At 27.9% G+C, this 24378-nt stretch carries 25 protein-coding genes; 10 read left to right on the forward strand and 15 right to left on the reverse strand.

From position 1 onward, the window contains the following. Nucleotides 1-45: 45 nt before the first annotated feature. Nucleotides 46-438: a hypothetical protein gene (locus ACRDDE_RS04405; RefSeq protein WP_438625788.1), complete on the reverse strand. Its 393-nt coding sequence runs from the start codon at nucleotides 436-438 to the stop codon at nucleotides 46-48. A gap of 151 nt (nucleotides 439-589) precedes the next feature. Here ACRDDE_RS04405 and ACRDDE_RS04410 point away from each other — a divergent pair, with 151 nt between their 5' ends. Beyond that, the gene (locus ACRDDE_RS04410; RefSeq protein WP_438625790.1) at nucleotides 590-739 is read left to right on the forward strand and encodes a hypothetical protein; all 150 of its coding nucleotides are present in this window, start codon (nucleotides 590-592) and stop codon (nucleotides 737-739) included. A gap of 52 nt (nucleotides 740-791) precedes the next feature. Here the strand turns inward: ACRDDE_RS04410 and ACRDDE_RS04415 are convergent, their stop codons facing one another. From ACRDDE_RS04415 to ACRDDE_RS04440, 6 genes are all read right to left on the reverse strand, one after another. Beyond that, complete coding sequence (locus ACRDDE_RS04415) at nucleotides 792-2201, reverse strand: HAMP domain-containing sensor histidine kinase (RefSeq protein ID WP_438625792.1); 1410 nt, start codon at nucleotides 2199-2201, stop codon at nucleotides 792-794. Nucleotide 2202: 1 nt separating this feature from the next. Further along, nucleotides 2203-2925 (reverse strand): response regulator transcription factor, encoded by a 723-nt coding sequence (locus ACRDDE_RS04420; RefSeq protein ID WP_438625794.1) that lies wholly within the window; start codon nucleotides 2923-2925, stop codon nucleotides 2203-2205. A gap of 161 nt (nucleotides 2926-3086) precedes the next feature. After that, on the reverse strand, nucleotides 3087-4112 hold the full coding sequence (locus tag ACRDDE_RS04425) for a hypothetical protein (RefSeq protein ID WP_438625796.1): 1026 nt from the start codon (nucleotides 4110-4112) through the stop codon (nucleotides 3087-3089). Between the two features lie 59 nt (nucleotides 4113-4171). Then, complete coding sequence (locus tag ACRDDE_RS04430; RefSeq protein WP_438625798.1) at nucleotides 4172-4930, reverse strand: ABC transporter permease; 759 nt, start codon at nucleotides 4928-4930, stop codon at nucleotides 4172-4174. 3 nt (nucleotides 4931-4933) lie between these two features. After that, the gene (locus tag ACRDDE_RS04435; RefSeq protein WP_438625800.1) at nucleotides 4934-5821 is read right to left on the reverse strand and encodes an ABC transporter ATP-binding protein; all 888 of its coding nucleotides are present in this window, start codon (nucleotides 5819-5821) and stop codon (nucleotides 4934-4936) included. 167 nt (nucleotides 5822-5988) lie between these two features. Continuing rightward, nucleotides 5989-6876, reverse strand: coding sequence for a YitT family protein (locus tag ACRDDE_RS04440; protein WP_438625802.1), 888 nt, complete (start codon nucleotides 6874-6876; stop codon nucleotides 5989-5991). A 595-nt stretch (nucleotides 6877-7471) separates the two neighbouring features. On the opposite strand from ACRDDE_RS04440, the gene ACRDDE_RS04445 reads away from it, so the two are divergent. Further along, nucleotides 7472-9109, forward strand: a complete 1638-nt coding sequence (locus tag ACRDDE_RS04445; RefSeq protein WP_438625804.1) for a Na/Pi cotransporter family protein — start codon at nucleotides 7472-7474, stop codon at nucleotides 9107-9109. Nucleotides 9110-9143: 34 nt separating this feature from the next. On the opposite strand, the gene eam is transcribed toward ACRDDE_RS04445, so the two are convergent. The 4 genes from eam to ACRDDE_RS04465 all read right to left on the reverse strand — a co-directional run bounded on the left by eam (nucleotide 9144) and on the right by ACRDDE_RS04465 (nucleotide 12301). Continuing rightward, nucleotides 9144-10409, reverse strand: coding sequence for a glutamate 2,3-aminomutase (gene eam, locus ACRDDE_RS04450; protein ID WP_438625806.1), 1266 nt, complete (start codon nucleotides 10407-10409; stop codon nucleotides 9144-9146). A gap of 194 nt (nucleotides 10410-10603) precedes the next feature. Then, the gene (locus ACRDDE_RS04455; protein ID WP_438625808.1) at nucleotides 10604-11245 is read right to left on the reverse strand and encodes an isochorismatase family protein; all 642 of its coding nucleotides are present in this window, start codon (nucleotides 11243-11245) and stop codon (nucleotides 10604-10606) included. A 120-nt stretch (nucleotides 11246-11365) separates the two neighbouring features. After that, nucleotides 11366-11983: a HutD family protein gene (locus ACRDDE_RS04460; protein WP_438625810.1), complete on the reverse strand. Its 618-nt coding sequence runs from the start codon at nucleotides 11981-11983 to the stop codon at nucleotides 11366-11368. A 129-nt stretch (nucleotides 11984-12112) separates the two neighbouring features. Next, the gene (locus ACRDDE_RS04465; RefSeq protein ID WP_195335539.1) at nucleotides 12113-12301 is read right to left on the reverse strand and encodes an asparagine synthase; all 189 of its coding nucleotides are present in this window, start codon (nucleotides 12299-12301) and stop codon (nucleotides 12113-12115) included. A 189-nt stretch (nucleotides 12302-12490) separates the two neighbouring features. Here ACRDDE_RS04465 and ACRDDE_RS04470 point away from each other — a divergent pair, with 189 nt between their 5' ends. After that, nucleotides 12491-13015 carry a 2'-5' RNA ligase family protein gene (locus tag ACRDDE_RS04470; RefSeq protein ID WP_438625812.1) on the forward strand — a complete coding sequence of 175 codons (525 nt, stop codon included), beginning with the start codon at nucleotides 12491-12493 and terminating at the stop codon, nucleotides 13013-13015. A 45-nt stretch (nucleotides 13016-13060) separates the two neighbouring features. Here ACRDDE_RS04470 and ACRDDE_RS04475 read toward each other — a convergent pair whose 3' ends face one another. Then, a complete protein-coding gene (locus tag ACRDDE_RS04475) occupies nucleotides 13061-13264 on the reverse strand; it encodes a hypothetical protein (RefSeq protein WP_438625814.1) in 204 nt (67 codons plus the stop codon). Between the two features lie 138 nt (nucleotides 13265-13402). Beyond that, nucleotides 13403-13594 (reverse strand): hypothetical protein, encoded by a 192-nt coding sequence (locus ACRDDE_RS04480; RefSeq protein WP_021429486.1) that lies wholly within the window; start codon nucleotides 13592-13594, stop codon nucleotides 13403-13405. 357 nt (nucleotides 13595-13951) lie between these two features. On the opposite strand from ACRDDE_RS04480, the gene ACRDDE_RS04485 reads away from it, so the two are divergent. The 3 genes from ACRDDE_RS04485 to ACRDDE_RS04495 all read left to right on the forward strand — a co-directional run bounded on the left by ACRDDE_RS04485 (nucleotide 13952) and on the right by ACRDDE_RS04495 (nucleotide 18091). Then, nucleotides 13952-14563 (forward strand): acetate uptake transporter, encoded by a 612-nt coding sequence (locus ACRDDE_RS04485; protein WP_021429465.1) that lies wholly within the window; start codon nucleotides 13952-13954, stop codon nucleotides 14561-14563. 191 nt (nucleotides 14564-14754) lie between these two features. After that, on the forward strand, nucleotides 14755-16176 hold the full coding sequence (locus ACRDDE_RS04490) for a spore germination protein (RefSeq protein WP_438625816.1): 1422 nt from the start codon (nucleotides 14755-14757) through the stop codon (nucleotides 16174-16176). A 352-nt stretch (nucleotides 16177-16528) separates the two neighbouring features. Next, nucleotides 16529-18091 (forward strand): oleate hydratase, encoded by a 1563-nt coding sequence (locus tag ACRDDE_RS04495; RefSeq protein WP_438625818.1) that lies wholly within the window; start codon nucleotides 16529-16531, stop codon nucleotides 18089-18091. Here the strand turns inward: ACRDDE_RS04495 and ACRDDE_RS04500 are convergent. Then, nucleotides 18069-18224: a TetR family transcriptional regulator gene (locus ACRDDE_RS04500; protein WP_438625820.1), complete on the reverse strand. Its 156-nt coding sequence runs from the start codon at nucleotides 18222-18224 to the stop codon at nucleotides 18069-18071. The genes ACRDDE_RS04495 and ACRDDE_RS04500 overlap by 23 nt on opposite strands. Nucleotides 18225-18483: 259 nt before the next feature. Between ACRDDE_RS04500 and typA the strand changes: the two genes are divergently transcribed. Then, complete coding sequence (gene typA / locus ACRDDE_RS04505; RefSeq protein WP_438625822.1) at nucleotides 18484-20310, forward strand: translational GTPase TypA; 1827 nt, start codon at nucleotides 18484-18486, stop codon at nucleotides 20308-20310. Between the two features lie 47 nt (nucleotides 20311-20357). On the opposite strand, the gene ACRDDE_RS04510 is transcribed toward typA, so the two are convergent. Then, nucleotides 20358-22037 (reverse strand): ribonuclease J, encoded by a 1680-nt coding sequence (locus ACRDDE_RS04510; protein ID WP_438625824.1) that lies wholly within the window; start codon nucleotides 22035-22037, stop codon nucleotides 20358-20360. 209 nt (nucleotides 22038-22246) lie between these two features. Here ACRDDE_RS04510 and ACRDDE_RS04515 point away from each other — a divergent pair, with 209 nt between their 5' ends. From ACRDDE_RS04515 to ACRDDE_RS04525, 3 genes are all read left to right on the forward strand, one after another. Beyond that, on the forward strand, nucleotides 22247-22792 hold the full coding sequence (locus tag ACRDDE_RS04515) for an NADH peroxidase (RefSeq protein ID WP_021429493.1): 546 nt from the start codon (nucleotides 22247-22249) through the stop codon (nucleotides 22790-22792). Nucleotides 22793-22951: 159 nt separating this feature from the next. Beyond that, on the forward strand, nucleotides 22952-23323 hold the full coding sequence (locus tag ACRDDE_RS04520; protein WP_021429510.1) for a Fur family transcriptional regulator: 372 nt from the start codon (nucleotides 22952-22954) through the stop codon (nucleotides 23321-23323). 120 nt (nucleotides 23324-23443) lie between these two features. Then, nucleotides 23444-24298, forward strand: coding sequence for a DegV family protein (locus tag ACRDDE_RS04525; protein WP_438625826.1), 855 nt, complete (start codon nucleotides 23444-23446; stop codon nucleotides 24296-24298). Nucleotides 24299-24378 lie beyond the last annotated feature (80 nt).

Below are 24378 nucleotides of genomic sequence, written 5' to 3' on the forward strand. Positions count from 1 at the left end.
AAAAAAGGCCCCTTGTATAAATGCAAGGGGCCTTACTTTTAAAAACTATTTTTTACAACATATTTTTTTAGCTGTTTTACATAGTTCCTTATTGTCTTCTAGTATAGCCATTAATATTAACTCTTCTAAACCTGGATGACCACATGGAAAATGTCCGCCATCTTCTAATATTCTTATTATTTCTCTTATTCCTGGATGACCGCATGGTAAATCCATATCTGATAATAAATCATATACAAATTTCCCTAAAATTTCATACACATTATTTTTATTTTTATCTCTACAAGTTGGGAATTTAACCCATTGCCATCCATTTGAGCAATTGCACTTACATTTTTTACAGTTATTACATGGTTTACATTGGTTCCATTGATTCCATTGATTATTGCATTGACAAGTTTTTTTGCAAGAACATCCTTTTTTATATTTGCAGCTCATGCTTTCAGCTCCTATATAGTAATGTATGGATAAAATATCCATACATTACTATATGACAAGTTTCATTTTTTGACACTATTTTACTTTTTTTATTTTTATTCATTTTTTTGCACCATATTTTACACTTTTATATATATTAATATAAGGAGGTGTGTATATATGCAAAATAGAAACTTTTTATGTTGTAGATGTAGATGTTGTGGAAGATGTTTTCTATTTTTTAAAATTTGTCCTAGATGTGGTTGCTGTAGATGTTGTTGTAGATGTAAATGCGGCTGTTAATTTTATAAACTTTTACTAATTTAACCAATTAATTCTATTAAAAAGTCGATCTAAATATAGATCGACTTTTTTTACTTAACAATTATTTTAATTTTAGTTCCTTTACCAACTTCACTATTCAAGTCTATATCAAACCCATGGGCAACTATAATATCTTTAGCTATTGCCATTCCAAGTCCAGACCCTTTGTGTACCTCTCCAGTACTTGTCCCTCTATAGTACCTATCAAATATTCTTTCTAAATCTTTTTTTTCAATACCTTTCCCATTATCTTCAATATTTATAATTGTTTCAGCTTCACTTATATATTCAACTTCAATTTTAATTTTTACCTTATCATTGTTATGAATTAATGCATTATAAACAAGATTGTTTATTACCCTCTTAAAAAGCATACTGTCTACTGACTTAATTATTGAGTCTTTGTTTGAAGTAAATTCTACATCTCTATTTGAATATTTAGGGTCATTTAAAATTTGAATCACAGAATCTTTTATAATTCTAACTATATTTTCATCTTTTTTGCTTAAAACTCTATCACTGCTTTTTAATTTCATAGTTAAGTTTAAATCATCAACTAATTCTTTTATATACTCTGATTTTTCATTAATTATAACCCCATAATCTTTAGCTTCTTCCCTATCCACATCATAATCTTCATCACTTAAAATTTCTGCATATCCTTTTATTGAAGATAGAGGTGTTTTTATATCATGAGAAATATTTGCTATCCACTCTTGTTTTAATTTATCTAATTTATTTCTTTCAATTTCATTACTTTTTAGGGTATCTGATAATTTATTTAATTTTTTGTATACACTCACATACAATCCTTTTTCTTTGTAGTATACATCGTATTTTCCTTCTTCTAAATTTTCTACCCCTTTTATAATATTTTTCATAGGTTTTGTTAATCTTCTACTAAAAATATATCCTACTATTAGAGCTATTATCAAATCTATAAATAATATTATCCATATTACTTTTATTATAGTATCACCTAAATCTCTAAGATTATATGTTATTATATATTTTTCTACTTCTCCCTTTGGGAATCCTAGTAAGTATGTATATTCTACGTCCCCGACTTTTTTACTAGAAACTAAAATATTGTCTGCTCCCGAATTAGGTAATCCACCTGCATACTTATATCCATTTATAAGCTCCATTGGAGTATACTTTTTGTTTAATTCTTTTGGGGCATTATATCGATATACTTGATTTCCATTTTCATCTAAAATTTGTATCCAAATTTCTTTATCATCTAAAGACTTTTTTCCTTCTTTACTTATATCTATTTTATTACTCTCAATTTGAATATATTTACTAAACTCTCTAGTAAACTCAGTTTCTGGAATTTTAGGAGAGTTTGATTTATTCGATAGTGTAACTCCTATTATTCCAATTATATTTAATATAGTTACAATCATAACTACACAAATAATACTAACTACATATCTTAGTGTTATTTTCCACTTCATATTAATCTTCCTTTAAAGTTAATTTATACCCTAACCCTTTAATATTTTTTATATATTTAGGTTTAGATGGATTATCTTCTATTTTCTCTCTAAGTCTTCTTATATGTACCATTATAGTATTATCATAACCTATAAAATCATCTCCCCATACTTCGTCACAAAATTTTTCTTTACTTATAATTTGTTCTAAATGTCTAGCCATATATATAAACATTTTAAATTCTTTAGCCTTTAGCTCTACGGTTTCTCCATTTTTTTTAACTTCAACTTTATCTTCGTCAATTTCAAATGGTCCAAACACTAACTTATCACTTTCAGGTTCTTCTTTTATTGAGTTTAATATAATGTTTTTCTTTAAATTTAACTTTACCCTAAGTACAACTTCTTTTGGGCTAAATGGTTTTGTTATATAATCATCCGCACCTAATGCAAGCCCTACTAGCCTATCCATCTCTTCAGTCTTAGCTGATAAAAATAAAACTGGAACTTGAGATATAGCTCTAATTTCTTTAAACACATCATATCCTTCTTTATCCGGCAACATTATATCTAAAACTACTATATCTATATTTTTATTTTTAAATATATCTAAAGCTTCATTCCCTGTTTCTGCTGTATAAATATTGTTAAATCCTTCCTTTTTAAAAACTGTGCTTAATAACTTTAATATATCTACTTCATCATCTACTAATAGTATGTTTTTTTCTTTTATTGTACTTTCCATATAAACCTCCTATATATCATTTTTTACAACGTTTATTTAATTGTATTTTATCCTAAAAACCCCTAATTTACAAATAATGTATATAAAACAAAATGACTAATATTTAATTATAATTAAATATTAGTCATTTTGTATAAATCCTATAACTAGTTGCTTTAAATTTATTTAGTTAAAACCTTTCTAAATACATATATATTTAATCCCATACCCATTAATAAAATTGCTCCTAATACTATATACCCCAAACTTATAATCCCTATGCTTTGCCCAAATAAGCTAATATTTCCCATATAGTTTCCTACAATCATATCTGGATGCATTATTATATCTATATAGTTTGAGTAATTGATCACACTTATTAATTTCGCAGGTAAAAATTTCATTAAAGTTAATAGCTTTCCTATAACTAAGAATACAGTAATTCCAACTATAGATTCTACTGAGTTTTTAGTTATAAATGAAAATAAACTTGCAAATATTCCAGTGCTTATAAATAGAATCATCATTGTTAATATACTTTGAATTGTATAAGCATTTATTGAAATTGGATTTACTAACGTTACTATATCAACTATTCTATATGCTTGTAACGCTCCATTTACTGGTTGTCCATATTGAACTATAGTTATACAGCCTATTATTAACACATATATTAAATATAAGACTGCTGATAGTATTATAGATAATATAAGTTTTGAAAATAAAGCTTTCGACTTATTTTTACTTGATAGTATTATAGAATCTACATTAGATAGTTTTTCATCTGTATATATATTAGAAAATATATATATTATAATACCAACTATAACAATACTTGCAAGCATATTGCTTAATCTATAATTGAAAACTTTGTAAAAACTTACATCTTTATATTCTTTCCCCGAATCTTTATCAAGCTTTACATTTGCCATCTCACTAGTTTTTTTAGTTAACTCATCTGTATTTTTCATACTATTTTGTGATTTAATTTCTTTTAATTCGCTTATCTTGTAGCTTAATTTTTCATTTGCTATAGTAGATTCTAATCTATTATCTACTGTATATTTTCCTTTATCGTCTACATATGAGTTTTCTGTTTCCAAATCAGGTTTTAACATACTCATCATTCCACATAAAAGTAATAAAATAATACTAGATATTATTATTGATTTATTTTTAAATAATTTTTTGATTTCCCATTTAAGCATGTGTTGCCTCCTAAAGATAATTTTATAGTTTTTAAATTACATCCTATGTGTTGTATAAATTATCTTTCCTGTAAGAAACCTATACTTGTAAGTCTATATAGTACATAACTTCCTAATATACTTATTCCTATAAATACTACAAAGGCTACAGGAGGTAATCCATATCTTATAAGTTCTGAGCTGTACATTCCAAATAATGGTGTAAATCCTAATATTTTTTGACTTATAAAACTACCTGCTATATATGGTATCCCCATTACTAATCCACCTATAAAGAATGGGCCTACTGCTTTTTGACTTATAGATGACAACCATAAACCTAATTGAGCAAATAGGAAAGATCCTAAAATTACTGTTAATGTCATTAGCATTAGCATTTGCACTACTGTTAAATTAGATCCACTATTTCCAAAATACCAAATGTTTTTTATACTCATGTGTAATCCACTAAAGTTATTTCCTACTATTATCTTAAAACTCATAACTGCAAGTATCGATAAGTTTATTAAACTTGCAGCTATACCATAAGCTATACTCTTAGCTAAAACTAATTTGATTTTACCATTTTTGGTAGATTTAACTATTGCATCCATATTAGAACTATATTCCAATACATAACTTCCAGAAAATAAACTAAACATTAAAATTCCCATCAAAGGAGCTAGTCCATAAAATTTACTAAACAGATCTCCATAACTATCTGATAATCCAAAATTTCTAACACTTATATATCCTAAGAATAAAGAAAATGCCCAAAATATCATTAATCCTTTTTTCTTCATTATCTTTTTAAATTCTGCATTTATAATATTAGTCATAATTTATACCTCCCTTGAATCTTCTAAATCAAAATAAAACATGTATACATCTTCAAACCTAGGCTCTATACTCTTTGCATCAAAACCTGTTATTGAATTTCCACTTATAACTCTAAGTTCTATAACGTCTACTCCACGTTGTATATTAACTACTTTATATTTATTCTGTATTGCATAAACTTCACTTTCATTTTTAACTTTTATGCTATAAACTTTTCCATTCATATCATCTAATATTTCTTTATGAGTACCTTGTAATAATACTTTTCCATCCTTTATCATTATAGTTTCTTTAGCAACAGATTCTATATCTGATATAATGTGTGTTGATAGTATTACTATAGTTTCTTTACCTATTTGAGATAATAAATTTCTAAATCTTGCCCTTTCTTGAGGGTCAAGTCCTGCTGTAGGTTCATCTAGTATAAGTATTTTAGGATCATTTAAAAGCGCTTGTGCTATTCCAACTCTTCTTTTCATCCCACCTGAAAATTTTGATATTGATTTATTTCTTACCTCATAAAGCCCTACTAATTTTAGTAATTTGTCAGTTTTTTCTTTGGCCATGCTTTTATCCATACCTTTTAATGCACCTATATATAATAGGAAATCTTTTGCACTAAAATTTTTATAAGCATCAAAATCTTGTGGCAAATATCCTACTATAGCTCTATAGTTTTCATCCAAAGTATTTATATCTTTTCCATTGTAAAGAATTTTTCCACTTGTAGGTTGTTTTAATGTTGCAACTTGTTTCATTAAAGTTGTTTTACCAGCCCCGTTTGGTCCAAGTAATCCATAAACTCCACTTTCTAAAACTAAGTTTATATTTTCATTCGCATTTTTGTATTTGTATGATTTTGTTAAGTTTACTATTTCTAATTTATTCATAATTACCTCCATATGTTGTGTTCGTTGTTATGGTTATATTATATTTAGGTAATCTTAATCCATTATAAACTCAATCTTAAATAATCCTTAAATAAATTAAAAATGCAAATAAAAAATAGACACTATGCTTTTGAAATATTGAATAGTGTCTATTTTTTATTTAATTCTTATTTAATTCCAGGTAAATTTTTTCTTATAACATGCTCTATTGATGTCTTTTCTATATTATGACTATCTGCCAAATAACTTGTCTCGATTATAGCATTGCTGTCTATATCTAAAATATTACGTTTCAAAGTTGGATAAGTAAATTTATCAGTTATGCATAAAATAACTTTTGATTCATTTCCTGAATATCCTCCATACCCTTGTAAATATGTTATTGAAATACCTAAATTGTTTACAATATGATTACCTATATCTTCAACTTTATTAGACATTACTATAATAGATCTACCTTGATTAAATCCATCTAATATTAAATCGACCAGCTTAGTCATCATATATATTACAATTAAAGAAAACATCGCACTTTCAATACTAAGCACTATTGCAGTAACTACTAAAACAATAATATTAATACTCATTAAAAATGTAGACACTGGTATTTTAAATTTCTGATTAGCCCATACAGCTAGCATCTCACTACCATCTATAGCTCCTCCGAACTTAATAACAGTTCCTGCTCCTAATCCTATTGCTACCCCTCCATAGATTACTATTAATAGCTCCGATGTAGTAACTGGTGGAACTGGTGTTAAAAAATATAAAAATGTAGATGCACAAATATTAGCCCATAAAGTTTTAAATAGAAACATTCTATCAAATGTTTTTGATGTAAATAGTAAAATTGGTATATTAAATCCAAGTAATAGTATAAACATTGGAATCCCTGTTAATGAATGTATTATTACTGATAAGGCAGTTGTCCCACTATCAACCATTCCATTTGGAGATAATATCAACTCAAGCCCCATAGCTACAATTAATGATCCAATTGTTATCATTATAAATTCATAAACCGTTCTTATTTTTTTTGTATTAACTTCTTTCATTTTATCACCTCTTTTAATTTCTTATAATTTTACAATAAAATTATTCTGTTTTTATAATTATATTATATAATAATTTTGTCTAGTTTTCAAGAATTTTCTGAAAATTGAATACAATATTTTTTATAATTTATTAATTTCAAAGTTTCTACACTTTTTATTATGTCAAAAGTATTACTATCTATACATACCCTCGATACAGTGAAATCTTCCCTTTATTAATATACCATCTTCACTGTTTATGTGCCTGAACTTTTTCAAATTTAACAATCCACTTTAATATAATAAGTATTTGTAAAAATCTTTTAACTTTTTTAAACTTATGTTAAGTCTCTATTAATATATATGAATATGTTTTACTTTACTTATATTTCAATAAAATTTGCTTTTATTATATGATTAAAAATCTTAATAAATCAGTTTCATATTTTTAGGTCCACTTCTATTAACAATTTTTTAATGTTTATCTAAAATTGTTAAGCTTAAATTTAACAAGTTCTTAACATAACTTGTCGAATTTTTTGGTATTATATTATCGTACATAAAAAGTAAGAAAATTGAAAATAAGAAAATTAACATTTCCGAGGAGGGAACAATCTTGTCTATATTCATAAGTCTTATTGGAGGTCTTGGTTTATTCCTTTATGGTATGAACATAATGGGAGAAGGTCTTCAAAAATCAACAGGTCCTAAACTTGAAAAAGCTATAGAGCTTTTAACTAGTAATGTAGTTATGGGAGTTTTAGTAGGAGCCGTTGTAACTGGTATCATACAAAGTAGTGGAGCTACTACTGTAATGGTAGTTGGATTCGTTAACGCAGGAATAATGACTCTATATCAAGCAATAGGTATTATAATGGGAGCAAATATAGGTACTACTGTAACAGCTCAGTTAGTATCTTTTGACGCGAGTATATTTTCATCTGTAGCTTTAGGAATAGGTATTGTTTTATATATGGTTGGTTCAAAATCTAAACCACAATTAAAAAATATATCAGAGATCCTTATAGGATTTGCAATACTATTTATAGGTATGGAATTTATGAAGGATGCAGTTGCACCTTTATCTGAATATGCATTCTTTAGAAATATGTTAGCAGGACTTGCAACACATCCAATATTAGCATTACTTGCTGGTTTTGCAATGACTACTTGCTTACAAAGTTCAAGTGCCTCAATGGGTATATTAATTGCTTTATCATCTCAAGGGTTAATGCCATTAGCTGGTGCATTACCAATTTTATATGGAGATAATATAGGTAGTTGTACTACATCGCTTATATCAAGTGTTGGAGCAAATAAAAACGCTAAAAGAGCAGCTTTAATGCATTTATGTTTTAACGTAATAGGAACATTATTATTTATGTTAATTTTAAATAAACCTATAACAATGATAGTTACGCATTTAGATCCAACTGATACAGCAAGACAAATAGCTAACTCTCATACTTTATTTAACTTAATAAATGTTATACTATTATTACCTTTCTCTAAGTATATAGTTAAATTAGTTATGTTACTTATACCTGATAAGCCAGGTGAAGAAGAAGAATATGATAGTCATGTAACTAAGTATTTAGATGAAAGAATGTTAGAAACTCCATCTATAGCTTTTGGAAATACAGTTAGAGAAGCTCTTAGAATGGGTAATAAGGCAAAGAAAAGTTTTACATGTTCTATGAATGCGTTACTTGAACATTCTGAAGAAGATGCAAAAACTACATTTGAAAAAGAAAAATTACTAGATGAGCAACAAAGAAAAGTACTAGATTACCTTATAAAACTGTCTAATAAAACTTTAGATGATAAGATGAGATTTTCTCTAGATTTATTGTTCCACACAGTAAATGATATAGAAAGAGTTGGCGACTTATCAGAGAATATAGCTGAATTAGCTCAATCATCAATGAAACTTAAAGCTGTTATGTCAGATAGTGCAAAATCTGAAATAATGGATATATATAATAAAGTTTTAGATGCCTACACTTTATCACTTGAGGCAATGAAACAAAATAGTGTAAACCTTGCAAATGATGTTTTAAAAATAGAAGATGAAGTTGATGCTTTAGATAAATTATATAGAGCTAAACATATGAACAGATTAAATACTCATTCTTGCAGTATAGACTCTGGAATAATATACTTAGATTTATTAACTAATCTTGAAAGAATTTCAGACCACTCTGCAAGTATAGCTAAAAGAGTTTTAAAAATTAATCAAAATCAATCAGCATAATGTAAAAAAGGAGATGAACTTTCATCTCCTTTTTTTACATTATGCTTTTATCTATAACATCTTTTATATTAACAGATTTATTATCCTCAACTTTAACAACTTCCCCTTCCCAGGTTCTTATCATTATATAATCCGATCCTTTTGAGATTAAATATTGAGGTAACAAAGGTGTTTTACCTTTTCCTTTAGGAGCATTTATTATATAAGTTGGAATAGCCATCCCTGATGTATATCCTCTTAGATACTCCATGATTTCCATTCCTTCATCTACAGATGTATTAAAATGAGTAGTTCCTTTTACATGTTTACTATGGAATATATAATAAGGTTTTACTCTTATTTTAAGAAGCTCATGATTTAAGCATCTCATTAAATACTTATCATTGTTAACTCCATTTAATAAAACCGCTTGATTTCCTAATGGAACTCCGTTATTTGCTAGTTTTTCACAAGCTTCTTTAGTTTCTTTTGTTATTTCCATTGGATGGTTAAAATGTGTATTTATATATATAGGATGATACTTCTTTATCATATCGCAAAATTCATCAGTTATTCTTTGCGGCATAGTTACTAAAGTTCTGCTTCCTAATCTTATATAATCTACATGATCGATTTTTCTTATTTCACTAATTATCCACTCTAACATTTCATCATTAAGTGTAAGTGGATCTCCACCAGTTATAAGTACATCTCTTATTTCTGCATTTTCTTTAATATAATTTATAGACTCTCTTAATACTTCTTTGCTTTTTTGGCAATCTTCTTGTCCAATATTTCTTCTTCTTTGACAGTGTCTGCAATACATAGCACACTCATTTGTAACATTTATAATTAATCTATCTGGATATCTTCTAGTTATACTGCCTGCTGGATTGGTGAATTCTTCTCCCATAGGATCTAAATCACTTATTGATTCGTCTAGTTCTACACTAGATGGAATTGACATTAATTTTATTGCATCATATGGATTGTTAGGATCTATTAAACTTAGATAGTATGGAGAAATCGCCCACCTAAATTTACTTTGAACATTTTTAATGTTTTCAACTTCTTTTTCAGTTAAATTTAAAATTTTACTAAGTATATCAACATCCGTTATTCTATTAGATAACTGCCATTTATAATCATCCCAGTCTTTTTCAGTTGCATTTAAAACCTCTAAAATTTTTCTTTTTCTATATTGTATCGATTCTTCATTTTTAATCCCAGTTGGAATTGTATCTTTAATTTTTATATAATCTTCTATTCTTGACTTCAATTGTGATGCTCTTTCTAAAGAAACTTTATTATTCTCATTCATAAGCAACTTACCTAAGCGCTATGACTTAGGTTCCCCCTTCCATGTCATAGTTGTGTTTTTTAACATAATTAATGACTGATTACTTGCATTTTTTTCTTCTTTGAATTTATTCTATCATATTTTTTCTATTTTTTCAATAAATTCTGAAATTTAACAAAATTAATAGGCCTTAATTAAATTAAGACCTATTAATTTTATTTATATATTATGTTTTTTACAACTTGAATTCCATTTTGAATCATACTATTAAAAAATATTATGTTCATAATTTCAGCGTTGTGTACTTTAGGTATATCGTAAGTATCTACTAAACTCATTGGTACTATAATTTGTTTGTGAATATTATTTTGATTAAAGTACGACTTCAATGTTACTGCAAATTGGTAAATACAGATGTCAGTACAGTCTCCAACAATTATAATATTTTCAACATCTTCAAAACTGATATCATTCAAGCAGAAAAATCCATTAGTTGAGTTTTTAGGTATTATGCTTATGTTTTTAATAGATTTTATTTCATTAACAACTTCACTTTCTTCATCATCAATTAAACAATGAGTTGGATAACTCTGTAGCTCTATAGATTCTCTAGTATGGCTATCTGTAAATGCTACAACTTTACAATTTTTACTTACTACATAATCACCTAGTTTTTTAATGGGATTTATTAATTTTTCTACTCTATCTGAATATAGAGAACCTTTTTTAGCAAATCCATTATTCATGTCCACAATAAACAATATGGTTTTTTCCATATGTAACTCATCAATATTTATATCTTCTAATTGTATTAAAACCTCTTTCATATATTTTAAATCATTTAATAAATTTTCCACTTTTCCACCCCTTTATAAATATTTATTACAATAATATCAAAGTATTTAGCTTCCATCAATTATAACAAGTCCAAAAAACTAAAAAGTATAATTGTATGTATACAATTATACTTTTTACATTTAGTAATAAACTATACTTTCAATTATATTTAACTCTTCTTCTTCACTATTTATTAAAATTAATTTTCCTTTAAACCCTTTTTTAAATTTTACTATAGCCAAATCTCCTTGTTCTGCTTCAAGTATATTACCATTTTCTAATTTTATTTTAAAACTTCCATTTAAACTATAAAAACAATTAAATTCATACCTGTGGCAGCTATCTTTTAAATTTATTTTAGGTTCTAAACTTATTTCTGATTTTACATTTATGTATCTTAATTCTCCAGTACAATCTTTACTTGTCATCAGATTAAAATCTGTAGCTTTTCCATAGCTTCTAGTATTCCAATCCCCACTAAAGCTATCTATTTCAAATTTTTCAAGCTTTTTATCATAATGATTTTGATGCCTTAATAGTAGTTCGCCATCTAAAACCATTATTTTTCTTTGTATATTTGGAAGTTTAGTAAATTCTGACTCTTCTGATTCAACAGTTGCTGAGCTTATTCTCCATTTAAAGTTTCTATTTTCATACGAAGAATTTTCAGGATATATATACAATTGATTTGTGATTCCTCCAGACCATTTGTTAGTTTTCTGACCTTGCTCTTTTACAATTTTAATTTTACAAGTCAAAATATCCCCCTCCTAATTTAAATACGTATTTACATTAATTATATATTAAATCTAATGCCTATATTACAATGTAATAAAATTATTTTAAAAATAAAAACTGTAGAACTTTAAGTTCTACAGTTTTTATTTTTAAAATCTTGCTCTATCTATTCCTCCAAGAACTATATGTGCAACCCCTGCTCCTACCAAAAGAGCTCCTGCCATATTTTTATAATCTTTTTTATCAAATTTATCATGTTTGTTTTGCTTAACATCTAAAACAATTCCTGCTGTCGTAACTGCAGTTCCTAATGCTATTGGAATCATACCTTTTTTCATAAATTCACCCTCCATACAAATTAATAAGTTTTAATATTTTAAAACTCTATAATTAATATCTCACGAATTTTAGCTTTACATTCGAAGTAATATTTTCATAATTTGTATAAAAGTATTTTTATTAATATTTATTTATAAATTTTGGTATACTTTAGTTTATATAATAAATTAAAATTAGGAGACCATTTTATGAGATATGTTATAGTATCAGTAACTAAAGAAAATGCAGGTAATTTTAATAATAAACTTCGAAAAAATTTATTTGAAAAATTTGGGGCGAAATCCTCAAAGCTACCTCCACACTTTACAATAAAATCTCCATTTGAAGCAGAAGATTTGTCATCACTTGAAAATATGTTAAAAAAGTTTTGTGATTCAAATCCCATTTCTACATATAAAATAGATGGTTATGATCATTTTGATGACCGTGTTATTTATATGAAGGTTTTAATGAGCTCTCAAGGAAAAATGATCCATGATAAATTAATAACAGAATTAGAAAAATTTAAATATATTAAATTCAATGATCACGATGGAAAAGATAAAATTTTTCATATAACTTTAGCTTCTAAAAAGATTAAAAAAATTTATAACGATATTTTCAATTATGTAAACCCAATACCATGCAACTTTGATTGTACTTTTGATAATATATCAATATTCAAATGGGAAGATAATACATGGCTTTTACATAAAGAATATTTATTTCATTAAGCGTAAAAAAGGAAAGATAATTATATAATTATCTTTCCTTTTTTATTATTCTTCGCCTTCTTCATATTCCATATAATCTTCAACTTCATGTCCACATGCCGGACATTTATATTTATCTACACAGAACTCGAATTCTTCTTTTTTTTCATTATCAGTTCCTTCGTTTATTACTTCAAAGTCAGTTCCTTCTTCATGACTTATTAAGTCCATCACTTCTACTATACACTTAGGACAATACATTGTACTCATATGTTAACCTCCGTATTTTTGCATATATATTCCCTACTATATTAACATTTAAATTATATTTTTACTATAGAATAAATATAAAATTAACTTATTTCATAAAAAATGAGCCATATAAATATATAGCTCATTTTTTATATTTTATTTAGATATTTCTTTTAAAAACAGTTCTTCATTTTCTTTTATAACTAGCTCTCCATCTATAAATCCTACCGCTTCTTTTTTAAATGAACGACATTGACCTATGCAACCTGTTTTTACATTTTCATCTCCAACAATTTCTTTTATTTTATTAACATCAACATTTGAACAAAATGGACATACTCTTATCATTTTAAAAATCCTCCTAAAACCTCTTTAATTTAATGTATTTAAAATATACCCCCTGCAACTTAGCCCAAACATATTTATTGAAAATTTTCAAAATTCCATATATAACTAATTTAAATTTCTATTTTGCAAAAATCAATCAATAATTATTAATTATAGTTATATATACTTAGAAAACTTAAGTTAAATGAATAAAATCAGAGAATTTTAAGGCTATTTGCAAAAAAATATAATTTTTTCAAAATTTTTATATACTTATCTAAAAAAAAATGATAATATATATAAGTATTTTTATTATATGTATACAAAATACAGTACTGAAATTATAAAATGATATTAGTAAAATAGGAGGATTATTAAATGACAAACGAAACAAAAGTAAAAGTTGTAACTGCTGATCCTTCAGCATTAGGACTTTTCGGACTAGCAATGATAACATTAGTTGCATCATCTTCTAAGTTAGGTTTAACTTCTGGAATATCTTTAGTTTTACCATGGGCTATATTCTTAGGAGCTACTGCTCAATTATTTGCATGTATAAACGACTTTAAACACAATAATACATTTGGAGCTACTGCTTTTGGTGGATATGCATTCTTCTGGTATGCAGTTGGTTTTACTTGGTTAATACAAAATGGAGTATTTGGACCTGAATTACAAGCTTCTGCTGATCCTAAACAATTAGGTTTTGCTTACTTAGGATATTTAATATTCACATTGTTTATGACTGTTGGAGCTATGGAAACTCATAAAGTATTATTTATAATATTTGTTCTTATAGACTGCTTATTCATAGGATTAACTTTAAGTTCATTTGGTATAATGGAACACGCTGCTCATCAATTTGCAGCATATTCTGAATTAGGAATAGCAATATTCTCATTCTACGGTTCTGCTGCAGCTGTTTTAAACACTCACTTCGGTAGAGTATTTTTACCTGTAGGAAAGCCATTTGGAATCTTTAAAAAGTAATTATTTTTTAGGGGGAGCTATATAATAAATATTATATATAGTCCTATTATATTGATATAGATAAATAGGGTATATTCTAAATTTTAATTTAGAATATACCCTATTTTTATTTACATAAATGCCAAATAATAAATTTTAATATTTTGTACATACTATTATAGATTAGTTATTAAATTAGAAAGGGTGTTTTAATGATTCTAACTAAAAGTATTAAACGAAATGTAGAACTTATGAAAGAACACCTCCCTTTAGATAAAAGTTTTGATGTTATTCAAAGAGAGGTTATTATTGGTGGTAAAAGTTGCTATTTATTCTTTATTGATGGTTTTATAAAAGATGAAGTAATGGAGAGAATTCTTTCTGGATTTTTTAAAATATCAGAAAAAGATTTCGAATCAATTCATGAGTTAAAAGACTTTATACATAAATATATTCCATATATAGAGGTAGCTAAAGAAAATAAATTGAAAAATATAGCTAAAGAAGTTCTTTCTGGACCTATGGCTATATTAATTGATGGTTTTGATGAAGCTATAATTTTAGATGTTAGAACGTATCCTGCAAGGGGAATAGAAGAACCTGAAAAAGAAAAATCTCTAAAAGGTGCAAAGGATGGATTCGTTGAAACTATAGTTTTTAATACTGCCCTTGTTAGACGAAGAGTAAAAGATCCTGATCTTATATTTGAAATGTTTACTGTCGGAAAAAGGTCTAAAACTGATGTAGTAATCGGATATATAGATGGGCTGGTTGACGATAAAACATTAAAACAATTAAAAAAGCAGATAGATGAAATAGTTGTAAAATCATTAGTAATGAGCGAACAAAGCTTAGTTGAATCACTTGTTCAAAGCAAATGGTATAACCCTTTCCCAAAAGCTAGATATACCGAGCGTCCAGATGTGGCAGCTGCTCATGTTCTAGAAGGTAAAATCTTGCTAATTATAGATAATTCACCTAATGCACTAATACTCCCTACTAGTATATTTGATTTTTTACAAGATGTAGATGATTTTTATCAACCCGTAATTATAGGAAATTATTTAAGACTAATTAGGAACTTCACATTGATAACTACATTAATGTTAACCCCTTTATACGCTTTAGCAGTTAGATATCCAGCTAATATCCCTGCATGGCTCGAGTTCATACTCCCTAAAGATCCTTACGATGTCCCTGTTTTTCTTCAATTTTTAATACTTGAGTTTTCAGTAGATGCACTTCAGCTTGCATCACTCAATACTCCTGGTTCACTAGGAATGTCTCTATCTGTTATCGGGGCTCTTGTTTTAGGAGATTTCGCAGTACAGACAGGATGGTTTATACCTCATACTATATTATATATGGCTATCGTCTCCCTTGGAAGCTATTCTCAACCAAGTGTAGACCTAGGATACTCTATAAAAATCATTCGGATATTGCTCTTAATTTTAACAGCTGCATTTAATATTTGGGGATTTGTGGCTGGATTAATAATTTCACTTGTACTTCTAATGACAAATAAAACAATCACTGGAAAAAGCTACTTATATCCTCTTATTCCATTTGAATATAGTGCTTTGAAAAGATTAATTTTTAGAGTTAAACTAGATACTAAAAATGAAGGTAAATAGTCTTTTAAAAATGATGCCACTAAACGGCATCATTTTTTACGCTTAAGGAATTTATGATTAACGAATATATGTGTATAACTTATGAAGTATAGTACATCAAAATATTAGTGAAAGTAAAAAATGACATTTTGAGCAACGGACGAAGTCGTTTGAGTAACGGGACACGAGTTTACCGAGTGGACGTTGACGACATGAAATTTGAGCGACATGAGTGAAGCGAATTTTTTATTGAACAAATTCAATTAAATGTGATAACTTTACACACTTAATTGAATTTGTTTATTTATAATCTTTTAAAATTTAACTACTCTTACTTATAAGGAAATTTAATAAATTATGGTGGTGTATTATAATGGGTAACTTTCAAAATATTAAAACTTTAAAACCCAATTATATTGAAAACAAAAATGCATACTTAATAGGAGGAGGTATATCCTCTTTAGCTGCAGCTGTATTTTTAATTAGAGATGGTCACATGGATGGTAATCATATTACGATTTTAGAGGAAACAGATATTCTTGGTGGTGCTATGGATGGATGTGGTAGTTTTGAAAATGGTTATTTAATTCGTGGTGGACGCGAAATGGAAGAACACTACGAATGTACTTGGGACTTATTTTCTAGTATCCTATCTTTAGATGATCCAAATATAAGTATTTTAGAAGAATTTAGAGAGTTGAATATTAAAGATCCTAATGAATCTACTTGTAGAATTTTAGAAAACTGTGGAGAAAAGGGCGACTTTTCATCTCTTGGCCTAAATGATTTGCATATAAAACAACTAGCTAAACTTTTTCTTGCAACAGAAGATGAACTAGGCCCAACTACAGTTGATCAATTTTTCGATAAATCTTTCTTTGATACTAATATGTGGTGTTTTTGGCGTTCTATGTTTGCATTTGAAACTTGGCATAGTGTTGTAGAAATGAAAAGATACATGGAACGTTTCATCCATCTGCTTCCAGGTATGAATTCAATGAAAAACATTATGTTTAGCAAATATAATCAATATGATTCTTTTATACTACCTTTAAAGAATTGGTTAAAATCTAAAGGTGTTATATTTAATTTAAATTCTCAAGTCACAAATTTAAGTATGGAAATTAATGAAGATATAAAAAAAGTTACAGCTATACATTTATTAAGAGGTAAAAACAAAGAGGTAATTAATATAACAGAAAATGATTTAGTTTTTATTACGACAGGGTCTATGACAGAAAATTCAACTATTGGAAATATGGACACTGCACCTGTTTTAAACTTAGATGAAGGAGCTTGTTGGACTTTATGGAAAAATATATCTAAAAATCATCCATCATTTGGAAATCCAGAAGTATTTTGTAGTGATATAGACAAAAGTAAGTGGGAATCATTTACTATAACATGCAAAGATTCTAAATTAATAAAGAAACTTCAAGATCTAACTGGAAGAGATCCATATTCAGGAAAAGTTGTTACAGGGGGAATTATAACTATAAAGGATTCTAATTGGCTATTGAGTATAACTTGTAATAGACAACCTCATTTTATAAATCAACCTAAAGATGTTATTGTATTATGGGCTTATGGCCTTTTCCCTGATAATATTGGTAACTTTGTTAAAAAGAAAATGTGCGATTGTACAGGTTCTGAGTTAGCAATGGAACTTTTATATCATATGGGATTAGAAAATGACATTCCAGAAATTTTAGCTACAATTAATGTTATCCCATGCATGATGCCATATGTTACTAGCCAGTTTATGCCTCGTATAAAAGGAGACCGCCCAGATGTTGTACCCAAAGGAAGTGTAAACTTTGCATTTTTAGGTCAATTCGTTGAAATACCTGGTGATTGTGTATTTACTGTTGAGTACTCTGTTCGCTCAGCAATGATGGGAGTATACAGTTTACTTAATATAGATAGATATCTTTAAAATGATAATAAAATGTGCGTCTATTTACACCACAATCTTGTACAATATCATTAATTGTAATTTTATTTAACGATGTTGTGTTCATTAAACTTTTTAATGATGAGGCCAAAGCTTTTTTTGTTATTTGTGACATAAATAAAATTTCCTTTCATCAATATAAATATATTATATTTTAACTAAAATATATAGTCAACGATTACAAAACTCTAAAATTAGACAAAACAATTTTCAATTTAACAATTCCAATTTTTTTAAATTACATATATAGTAATATTATTTTACAATTTAGGATAACCTTATCATTGTAAATACTCATTTTTTTAGTTTTACAATTTCTTTTGTATATGGTATACTTAATCAGTTATTTAATATCGGAAGGAGAGTTTTTGACAATGACAAACAAAAACAAAATAATAAACATAGCAGTTATCGCCCATGTCGATGCTGGTAAATCAACATTAGTTGATGCCTTCTTATCTCAATCAGGAGTTTTCAGAGATAACGAAGTTGTAAAAGATTGTGTAATGGATAGTAATGACCTAGAAAAAGAGAGAGGTATAACAATATACTCTAAAAACTGTGCTATAAACTATAATGATTATAAAATAAATATAGTAGATACTCCAGGACATAGTGACTTCTCTTCTGAAGTTGAGCGTGTTATAAAAACTGTTGATACAGTTGTATTACTAGTAGATGCTAGTGAGGGGCCAATGCCTCAAACTAGATTCGTTTTACAAAAATCATTAGAGTTAGGTTTAAGACCTATATTATTCATAAATAAAATAGACAAAAGTGATCAAAGAGCAGAAGAAGTAGTAGACGAAGTATTTGACTTATTCGTGGACTTAAATGCAAATGATGAGCAATGTGAATTCCCTATAATATACGGAGTAGCTAAGCAAGGTATAGCTAAATTAGAAATGGATGATGATAGTACTGATCTTTCTCCATTATTTGAAACAGTAATAAACCATGTTTCTGCTTACCCTGATTATGACGCTGAAGATTTACAACTTCAAGTATCAGCTCTTGCATATGATGATTATGTAGGTAGACTTGGTATAGGTAGAGTCTACAAAGGAACTGTTAAAAATGGTTCTCAAGTTTCTATCTGTAAAGCTGATGGAACTGTTGCTAGAGGAAAAATATCTAAACTTACAGTTTACGAAGGCTTAGTTCAAGTTGAAAAAGACGAAGTGGGTTCAGGTGAAATAGTTGTTGTAGCTGGTATGCCAGATATATCTATAGGTGAAACTATATGTAATCCGGATGCTCCAAAACCTATGGAAATGATACACATAGAAGAGCCAACATTATCTATGAACTTCTTAGTTAATGATTCTCCATTCTGTGGTAAGAGTGGTAAGTTCGTTACAACTAGACATATAAAAGATAGATTAGATAAAGAATTAGAAGTTAACGTTGGGCTTAAAGTTGAGCCAATGGATACTAGTGACGGATATAGAGTATCTGGACGTGGAGAGCTTCATTTATCTATATTACTTGAAAACATGAGACGTGAAGGATATGAAATAGCTGTATCTAAGCCAGAAGTTTTACTTCATAAAGAAGATGGTAAGCTAATGGAACCAATGGAAAAAGTTATAGTTAACTGTCCAGAAACTTACTCAGGAACTGTTATAAATAAATTAAACTTAAGAAAAGCTATGATGGAAGCTATGGAAATAGAAGGGGATTATGTTAAAATAACATTTATAGCTCCTACTAGAGGTCTTCTAGGTTATAGAAGTGAGTTTATAAATGATACTCGTGGAGAAGGAACTATAGTTAGATCATTTGAAAGATACGAAGAACATAAAGGTGCTATACCAGGAAGAACTAATGGAGTTTTAGTTGCTCACGGACCTGGAACTACTATGGCTTATTCTTTAGCTGCTTTAAGTGAAAGAGCTTCAATGTTCGTTGATCCAGGTGTTGATGTTTACGAAGGTATGATAATCGGTATGAACTCAAGAAAAGACGATATGGTTGTTAATGCATGTAAAAACAAAAAGTTAACTAACGTTCGTTCTTCTGGTACTGACGATGCTGTTAAGTTAAACCCTGCTAAACATTTCACTTTAGAAGAAGCTTTAGAGTTTATAGGTGATGATGAGTTAGTTGAAATAACTCCAGATGCTATAAGATTAAGAAAAAGATTCTTAAATGAAAATGAAAGATTAAGATATAATAAATCTAGACAAGCTAGTAAATAATTTATAAAAAAGGAGTCGCATATGCAACTCCTTTTTTTATTTCTATATTATACTTCTACAATTATAGGGAATATACTAGTTCCTCTCTTTAATTTGATATACAGATGTCTATCAACAGCTTTTTTCACTCGAGATTTCATTACACTCCACTCTAATACATCATTTTCTAAGCATTTTTCAACTTCATTTAATACAATAGTTTTTACATCATCTATTAAATCTGTAGCTTCCCTTGCATATATAAATCCTCTAGTTATTATATCTGGACCTGCTACTATAGACTTGCTTTCTTTGTCTATACCTATAACAATTGTCATCATCCCATTTTCTGCTAAATATTTTCTATCCCTTAAAACTATATTCCCTACATCTCCAACTCCTATACCATCTACATATACAGTCCCTACTCTTACCTTTCCATTTTTTTTAGCGTTTTTTTTATTTAATTCAAGAACTTCTCCATTATCTAAAATAAATATATTTTCTTTTTTCATTCCTAATTTAATTGCTAAATTTTTATGGTGTACTAAATGTCTATACTCACCATGAACCGGCATAAAAAACTTTGGATGAACCAATGTATGTATAAGTTTCAATTCTTCTTGATATGCATGCCCTGAAACATGTACAGCCTCTAAATCTTTGTATATTACTTCTGCTCCTTTTCTATATAACTGGTTTATAACTTTTGAAATAAGTTTATCATTTCCAGGTATAGGTGAAGCTGATATTATAAATAAGTCATTATTTTTTATTTTTATTTTTTTATGCGTATCAAAAGCTATTCTAGCTAGTCCTGCCATAGCTTCTCCCTGGCTCCCTGTAGTTATTATAGTTATTTCATCATTATTATAATCTTCCATTTCATCAATGCTTATCTTATAACCATCAGGAATATTTAAATATCCAAGCTCTATAGCAACAGCTGATACATTCTCCATACTACGTCCGCTAAATACAACTCTTCTATTATTAGCTACAGATGCATTAACAATCTGTTGCATTCTATGTATATTAGACGCAAATGTTGCCACTATTATCCTTCCTAATCTACCATTAAAGATTCTATCTAATGTTTCTCCTATGGTTTTTTCAGATAACGAATGTCCCTTTCTTTCCACATTTGTACTATCAGCTAATAACAATAATACGCCTTTTTTCCCTATTTTAGATATACTCTCTAAATCCATCCTCCTCCCATCTATAGGAGTGTAATCAACTTTAAAATCTCCAGTGTGGAGTATTACTCCTATCGGTGAATGTATGCAAATAGCACATGCATCCGCAATACTATGAGTTACACTTATAAATTCAATTTTAAAATATTCTAACTGAACTAACTGTTTATCTTCTACTGAATTTAAAGTACATATATCTAATATATTATGTTCTCTTAACTTATTTTCAATTAGGCCTATAGTTAACTTAGTTCCGTATACAGGCATATTTATTTGCTTTAATATGTATGGAATAGCCCCAATATGATCTTCATGCCCATGGGTAACAAACATACCTTTAACTCTATCTTTATTTTCTATTAAATAAGATATATCCGGAATTAATAAATCTACACCATACATATTTTCATCTGGAAATGATAAGCCTCCATCTATAATAATTATTTCATCTTTATACTCTATCGCTGTTATATTTTTTCCTATTTCTCCAAGTCCACCTAATGGAATAACTTTTAGTTTATCTATATTTGATTTTATTGAACCTTCCATATTTAAAACACCTCTCTAACTATTTCTTCTATTTATACTTATTATGCATATTTTTCACATCTATTAGTCTCTTCTTTTATAAATATTGCGGCATTATTTATAATTTATTTAATTTAAAACTGTTGACAGAGTTATAACTTTATTGTATCATTAATTCATAGTTAATAATAGTAATGATTATTACTTTTAATTTCAAGGAGGAATATATAATGAAAAAATTTGTTTGTACAGTATGTGGATATATACACGAGGGAGAAACTGCTCCAGAAATCTGTCCAGTTTGTAAAGTTGGAGCTGATAAGTTTAATGAAATGTCAGGAGAAATGGTTTGGGCTGACGAGCATAGAATAGGTGTTGCTCAAGGTATAGATGCTGAAATAGTTGAAGGTTTAAGAGCTAACTTCGTTGGAGAATGTACAGAAGTTGGTATGTATTTAGCTATGAGCCGTCAAGCTGATAGAGAAGGTTTCCCAGAAGTAGCTGAAGCTTATAAAAGAATAGCATTTGAAGAAGCTGAGCATGCAGCTAAATTTGCTGAATTATTAGGAGAAGTTGTTGTTGCTGATACGCAAGCCAACTTAAAAGCTAGAGTTGAAGCTGAATACGGTGCAACTGAAGGAAAATTAAAAATAGCTAAAAGAGCTAAAGAGTTAGGACTTGATGCCATACATGATACAGTTCATGAAATGTGTAAAGATGAAGCTAGACATGGTAAAGCATTCTTAGGTCTACTAGAAAGACACTTTACTAAATAATATTTTATTGCCATTTCTCAATTCACATAATCCTAGAGTAGCTTAATTATTAGGCTACTCTATTTTATTATTTTTAATTTTAGTTTATAATATAATTTGATTATAAATTAACTCTTTAGGGTATATTTATGATAAAAACAATGATAAGCAGGTGGTATTTTGAAATTTTCAAAACAAAGAGAACTTATATTAAACGCCGTTAAGGACAACACGGTTCACCCTACTGCAGATTTTATATATGATTATCTAAAAAAAGATAATCCAAACTTAAGTTTAGGTACCGTTTATAGAAACTTATCTCAACTTGTAAATCACGGTTATATTCAAAAAGTTAGTATGCCTGGTCTTCCCGATAGATTTGATGCTAACGTAATAGAACACAACCATATGATTTGTGACGTTTGTGGAAACATACAAGACATTCATTCAGATATATTAAAGAATATTCCTTCAGCTATTTCCAACGAACTCGATATAGAAATTACATCTTGTACTGTTATACTTCATGGTATCTGCAAAAATTGTAAATAATATCATATAATAAGAGGCACTGTATAGTGCCTTATTATATTTTACAATCCAATCATTTTATTATATAATGAATTATCGCAGTTTTTATAAATATATTTATATATATAGAAGGAGGTTTTTATGGGTATTAAAATAATTACAGATAGTACATCTTACATACCTGCTGAATACATAGAAAAATTTGATATAAAGGTAGTCTCTCTTAATGTTTTTATGGATAATGAAAGTTTCCGTGAGTTAGACTTAGATAATAAAACTTTCTATACTAAAATGGATACTTTATCTGAGATACCTAAATCATCTCAACCAGTTCCAGATGAAATGCTAAATGTATTTAAAAATATAGTAGAAAATGGTGATTCTATTTTAGGAATTTTTCTATCTTCAAATATGAGTGGGACATATTCTAGTGCTAACTTAATAAAAAATATGATTTTAGAAGACTACCCTAATGCAGATATTAATATAATAGATTCAAAGACAAACTGTATGCAAATGGGATTTGCAGTTATTGAAGCTGCTCGTTTAGCAATTGATGGTAAATCTATGGATGAAGTTATAGATAGAACAAATAAAGTTTTGTCTAATAGTAAATTTATATTCTCCCCTGATACTCTAGATTATTTGAAAAAAGGAGGCAGAATAGGAAGTGCTTCAGCTCTTTTAGGTTCTATATTGCAAATAAAGCCTATTTTAACAGTTACAGATGGTACAACTTCTGTTTTTACAAAAATAAGAACTAGAAAAAAAGCTATAGAAAAGTTAGTATCTACATTTTTTGAAGAAATTGATAATAAAGGTCTTGGAGACGTGATAGTCCACCATATAAATTGTGAGGAGGAAGGTCTTCAACTTGCTAGTTATTTAGAAAAAAAATTAAATACTACTGTTAAAATACAATCTATAGGACCTGTAATCGGTCTTCATGTTGGCCCCGGAAGTATCGGTATAGCTTTTTATACAAATATAGATTAAAAAATAAAAGCCCTAGGAAAATTTCTAAGGCTTTTTATATATTATCTTTCTATTATATACTGTCATCAACTACGTTTTCA

Origin of the sequence: Paraclostridium sp. (genome assembly GCF_051656405.1) — a bacterium.
Classification (GTDB): Bacteria; Bacillota; Clostridia; order Peptostreptococcales; family Peptostreptococcaceae; genus Paraclostridium.

Bases quoted from the DNA above. Each gene is read 5' to 3' on its own strand.
- ACRDDE_RS04430 (WP_438625798.1), bottom strand. From the start codon at position 4,930: ATGACTAATATTATAAATGCAGAATTTAAAAAGATAATGAAGAAAAAA.
- ACRDDE_RS04515 (WP_021429493.1), top strand. From the start codon at position 22,247: ATGAAAAAATTTGTTTGTACAGTATGTGGATATATACACGAGGGAGAA.
- ACRDDE_RS04480 (WP_021429486.1), bottom strand. From the start codon at position 13,594: ATGATAAGAGTATGTCCATTTTGTTCAAATGTTGATGTTAATAAAATA.
- ACRDDE_RS04495 (WP_438625818.1), top strand. From the start codon at position 16,529: ATGGGTAACTTTCAAAATATTAAAACTTTAAAACCCAATTATATTGAA.
- ACRDDE_RS04420 (WP_438625794.1), bottom strand. From the start codon at position 2,925: ATGGAAAGTACAATAAAAGAAAAAAACATACTATTAGTAGATGATGAA.
- ACRDDE_RS04435 (WP_438625800.1), bottom strand. From the start codon at position 5,821: ATGAATAAATTAGAAATAGTAAACTTAACAAAATCATACAAATACAAA.
- ACRDDE_RS04490 (WP_438625816.1), top strand. From the start codon at position 14,755: ATGATTCTAACTAAAAGTATTAAACGAAATGTAGAACTTATGAAAGAA.
- ACRDDE_RS04485 (WP_021429465.1), top strand. From the start codon at position 13,952: ATGACAAACGAAACAAAAGTAAAAGTTGTAACTGCTGATCCTTCAGCA.
- ACRDDE_RS04425 (WP_438625796.1), bottom strand. From the start codon at position 4,112: ATGCTTAAATGGGAAATCAAAAAATTATTTAAAAATAAATCAATAATA.
- ACRDDE_RS04500 (WP_438625820.1), bottom strand. From the start codon at position 18,224: ATGTCACAAATAACAAAAAAAGCTTTGGCCTCATCATTAAAAAGTTTA.
- ACRDDE_RS04510 (WP_438625824.1), bottom strand. From the start codon at position 22,037: ATGGAAGGTTCAATAAAATCAAATATAGATAAACTAAAAGTTATTCCA.
- ACRDDE_RS04470 (WP_438625812.1), top strand. From the start codon at position 12,491: ATGAGATATGTTATAGTATCAGTAACTAAAGAAAATGCAGGTAATTTT.
- ACRDDE_RS04525 (WP_438625826.1), top strand. From the start codon at position 23,444: ATGGGTATTAAAATAATTACAGATAGTACATCTTACATACCTGCTGAA.
- ACRDDE_RS04465 (WP_195335539.1), bottom strand. From the start codon at position 12,301: ATGAAAAAAGGTATGATTCCAATAGCATTAGGAACTGCAGTTACGACA.
- ACRDDE_RS04475 (WP_438625814.1), bottom strand. From the start codon at position 13,264: ATGAGTACAATGTATTGTCCTAAGTGTATAGTAGAAGTGATGGACTTA.
- ACRDDE_RS04440 (WP_438625802.1), bottom strand. From the start codon at position 6,876: ATGAAAGAAGTTAATACAAAAAAAATAAGAACGGTTTATGAATTTATA.
- ACRDDE_RS04405 (WP_438625788.1), bottom strand. From the start codon at position 438: ATGAGCTGCAAATATAAAAAAGGATGTTCTTGCAAAAAAACTTGTCAA.
- eam (WP_438625806.1), bottom strand. From the start codon at position 10,409: ATGAATGAGAATAATAAAGTTTCTTTAGAAAGAGCATCACAATTGAAG.
- typA (WP_438625822.1), top strand. From the start codon at position 18,484: ATGACAAACAAAAACAAAATAATAAACATAGCAGTTATCGCCCATGTC.
- ACRDDE_RS04415 (WP_438625792.1), bottom strand. From the start codon at position 2,201: ATGAAGTGGAAAATAACACTAAGATATGTAGTTAGTATTATTTGTGTA.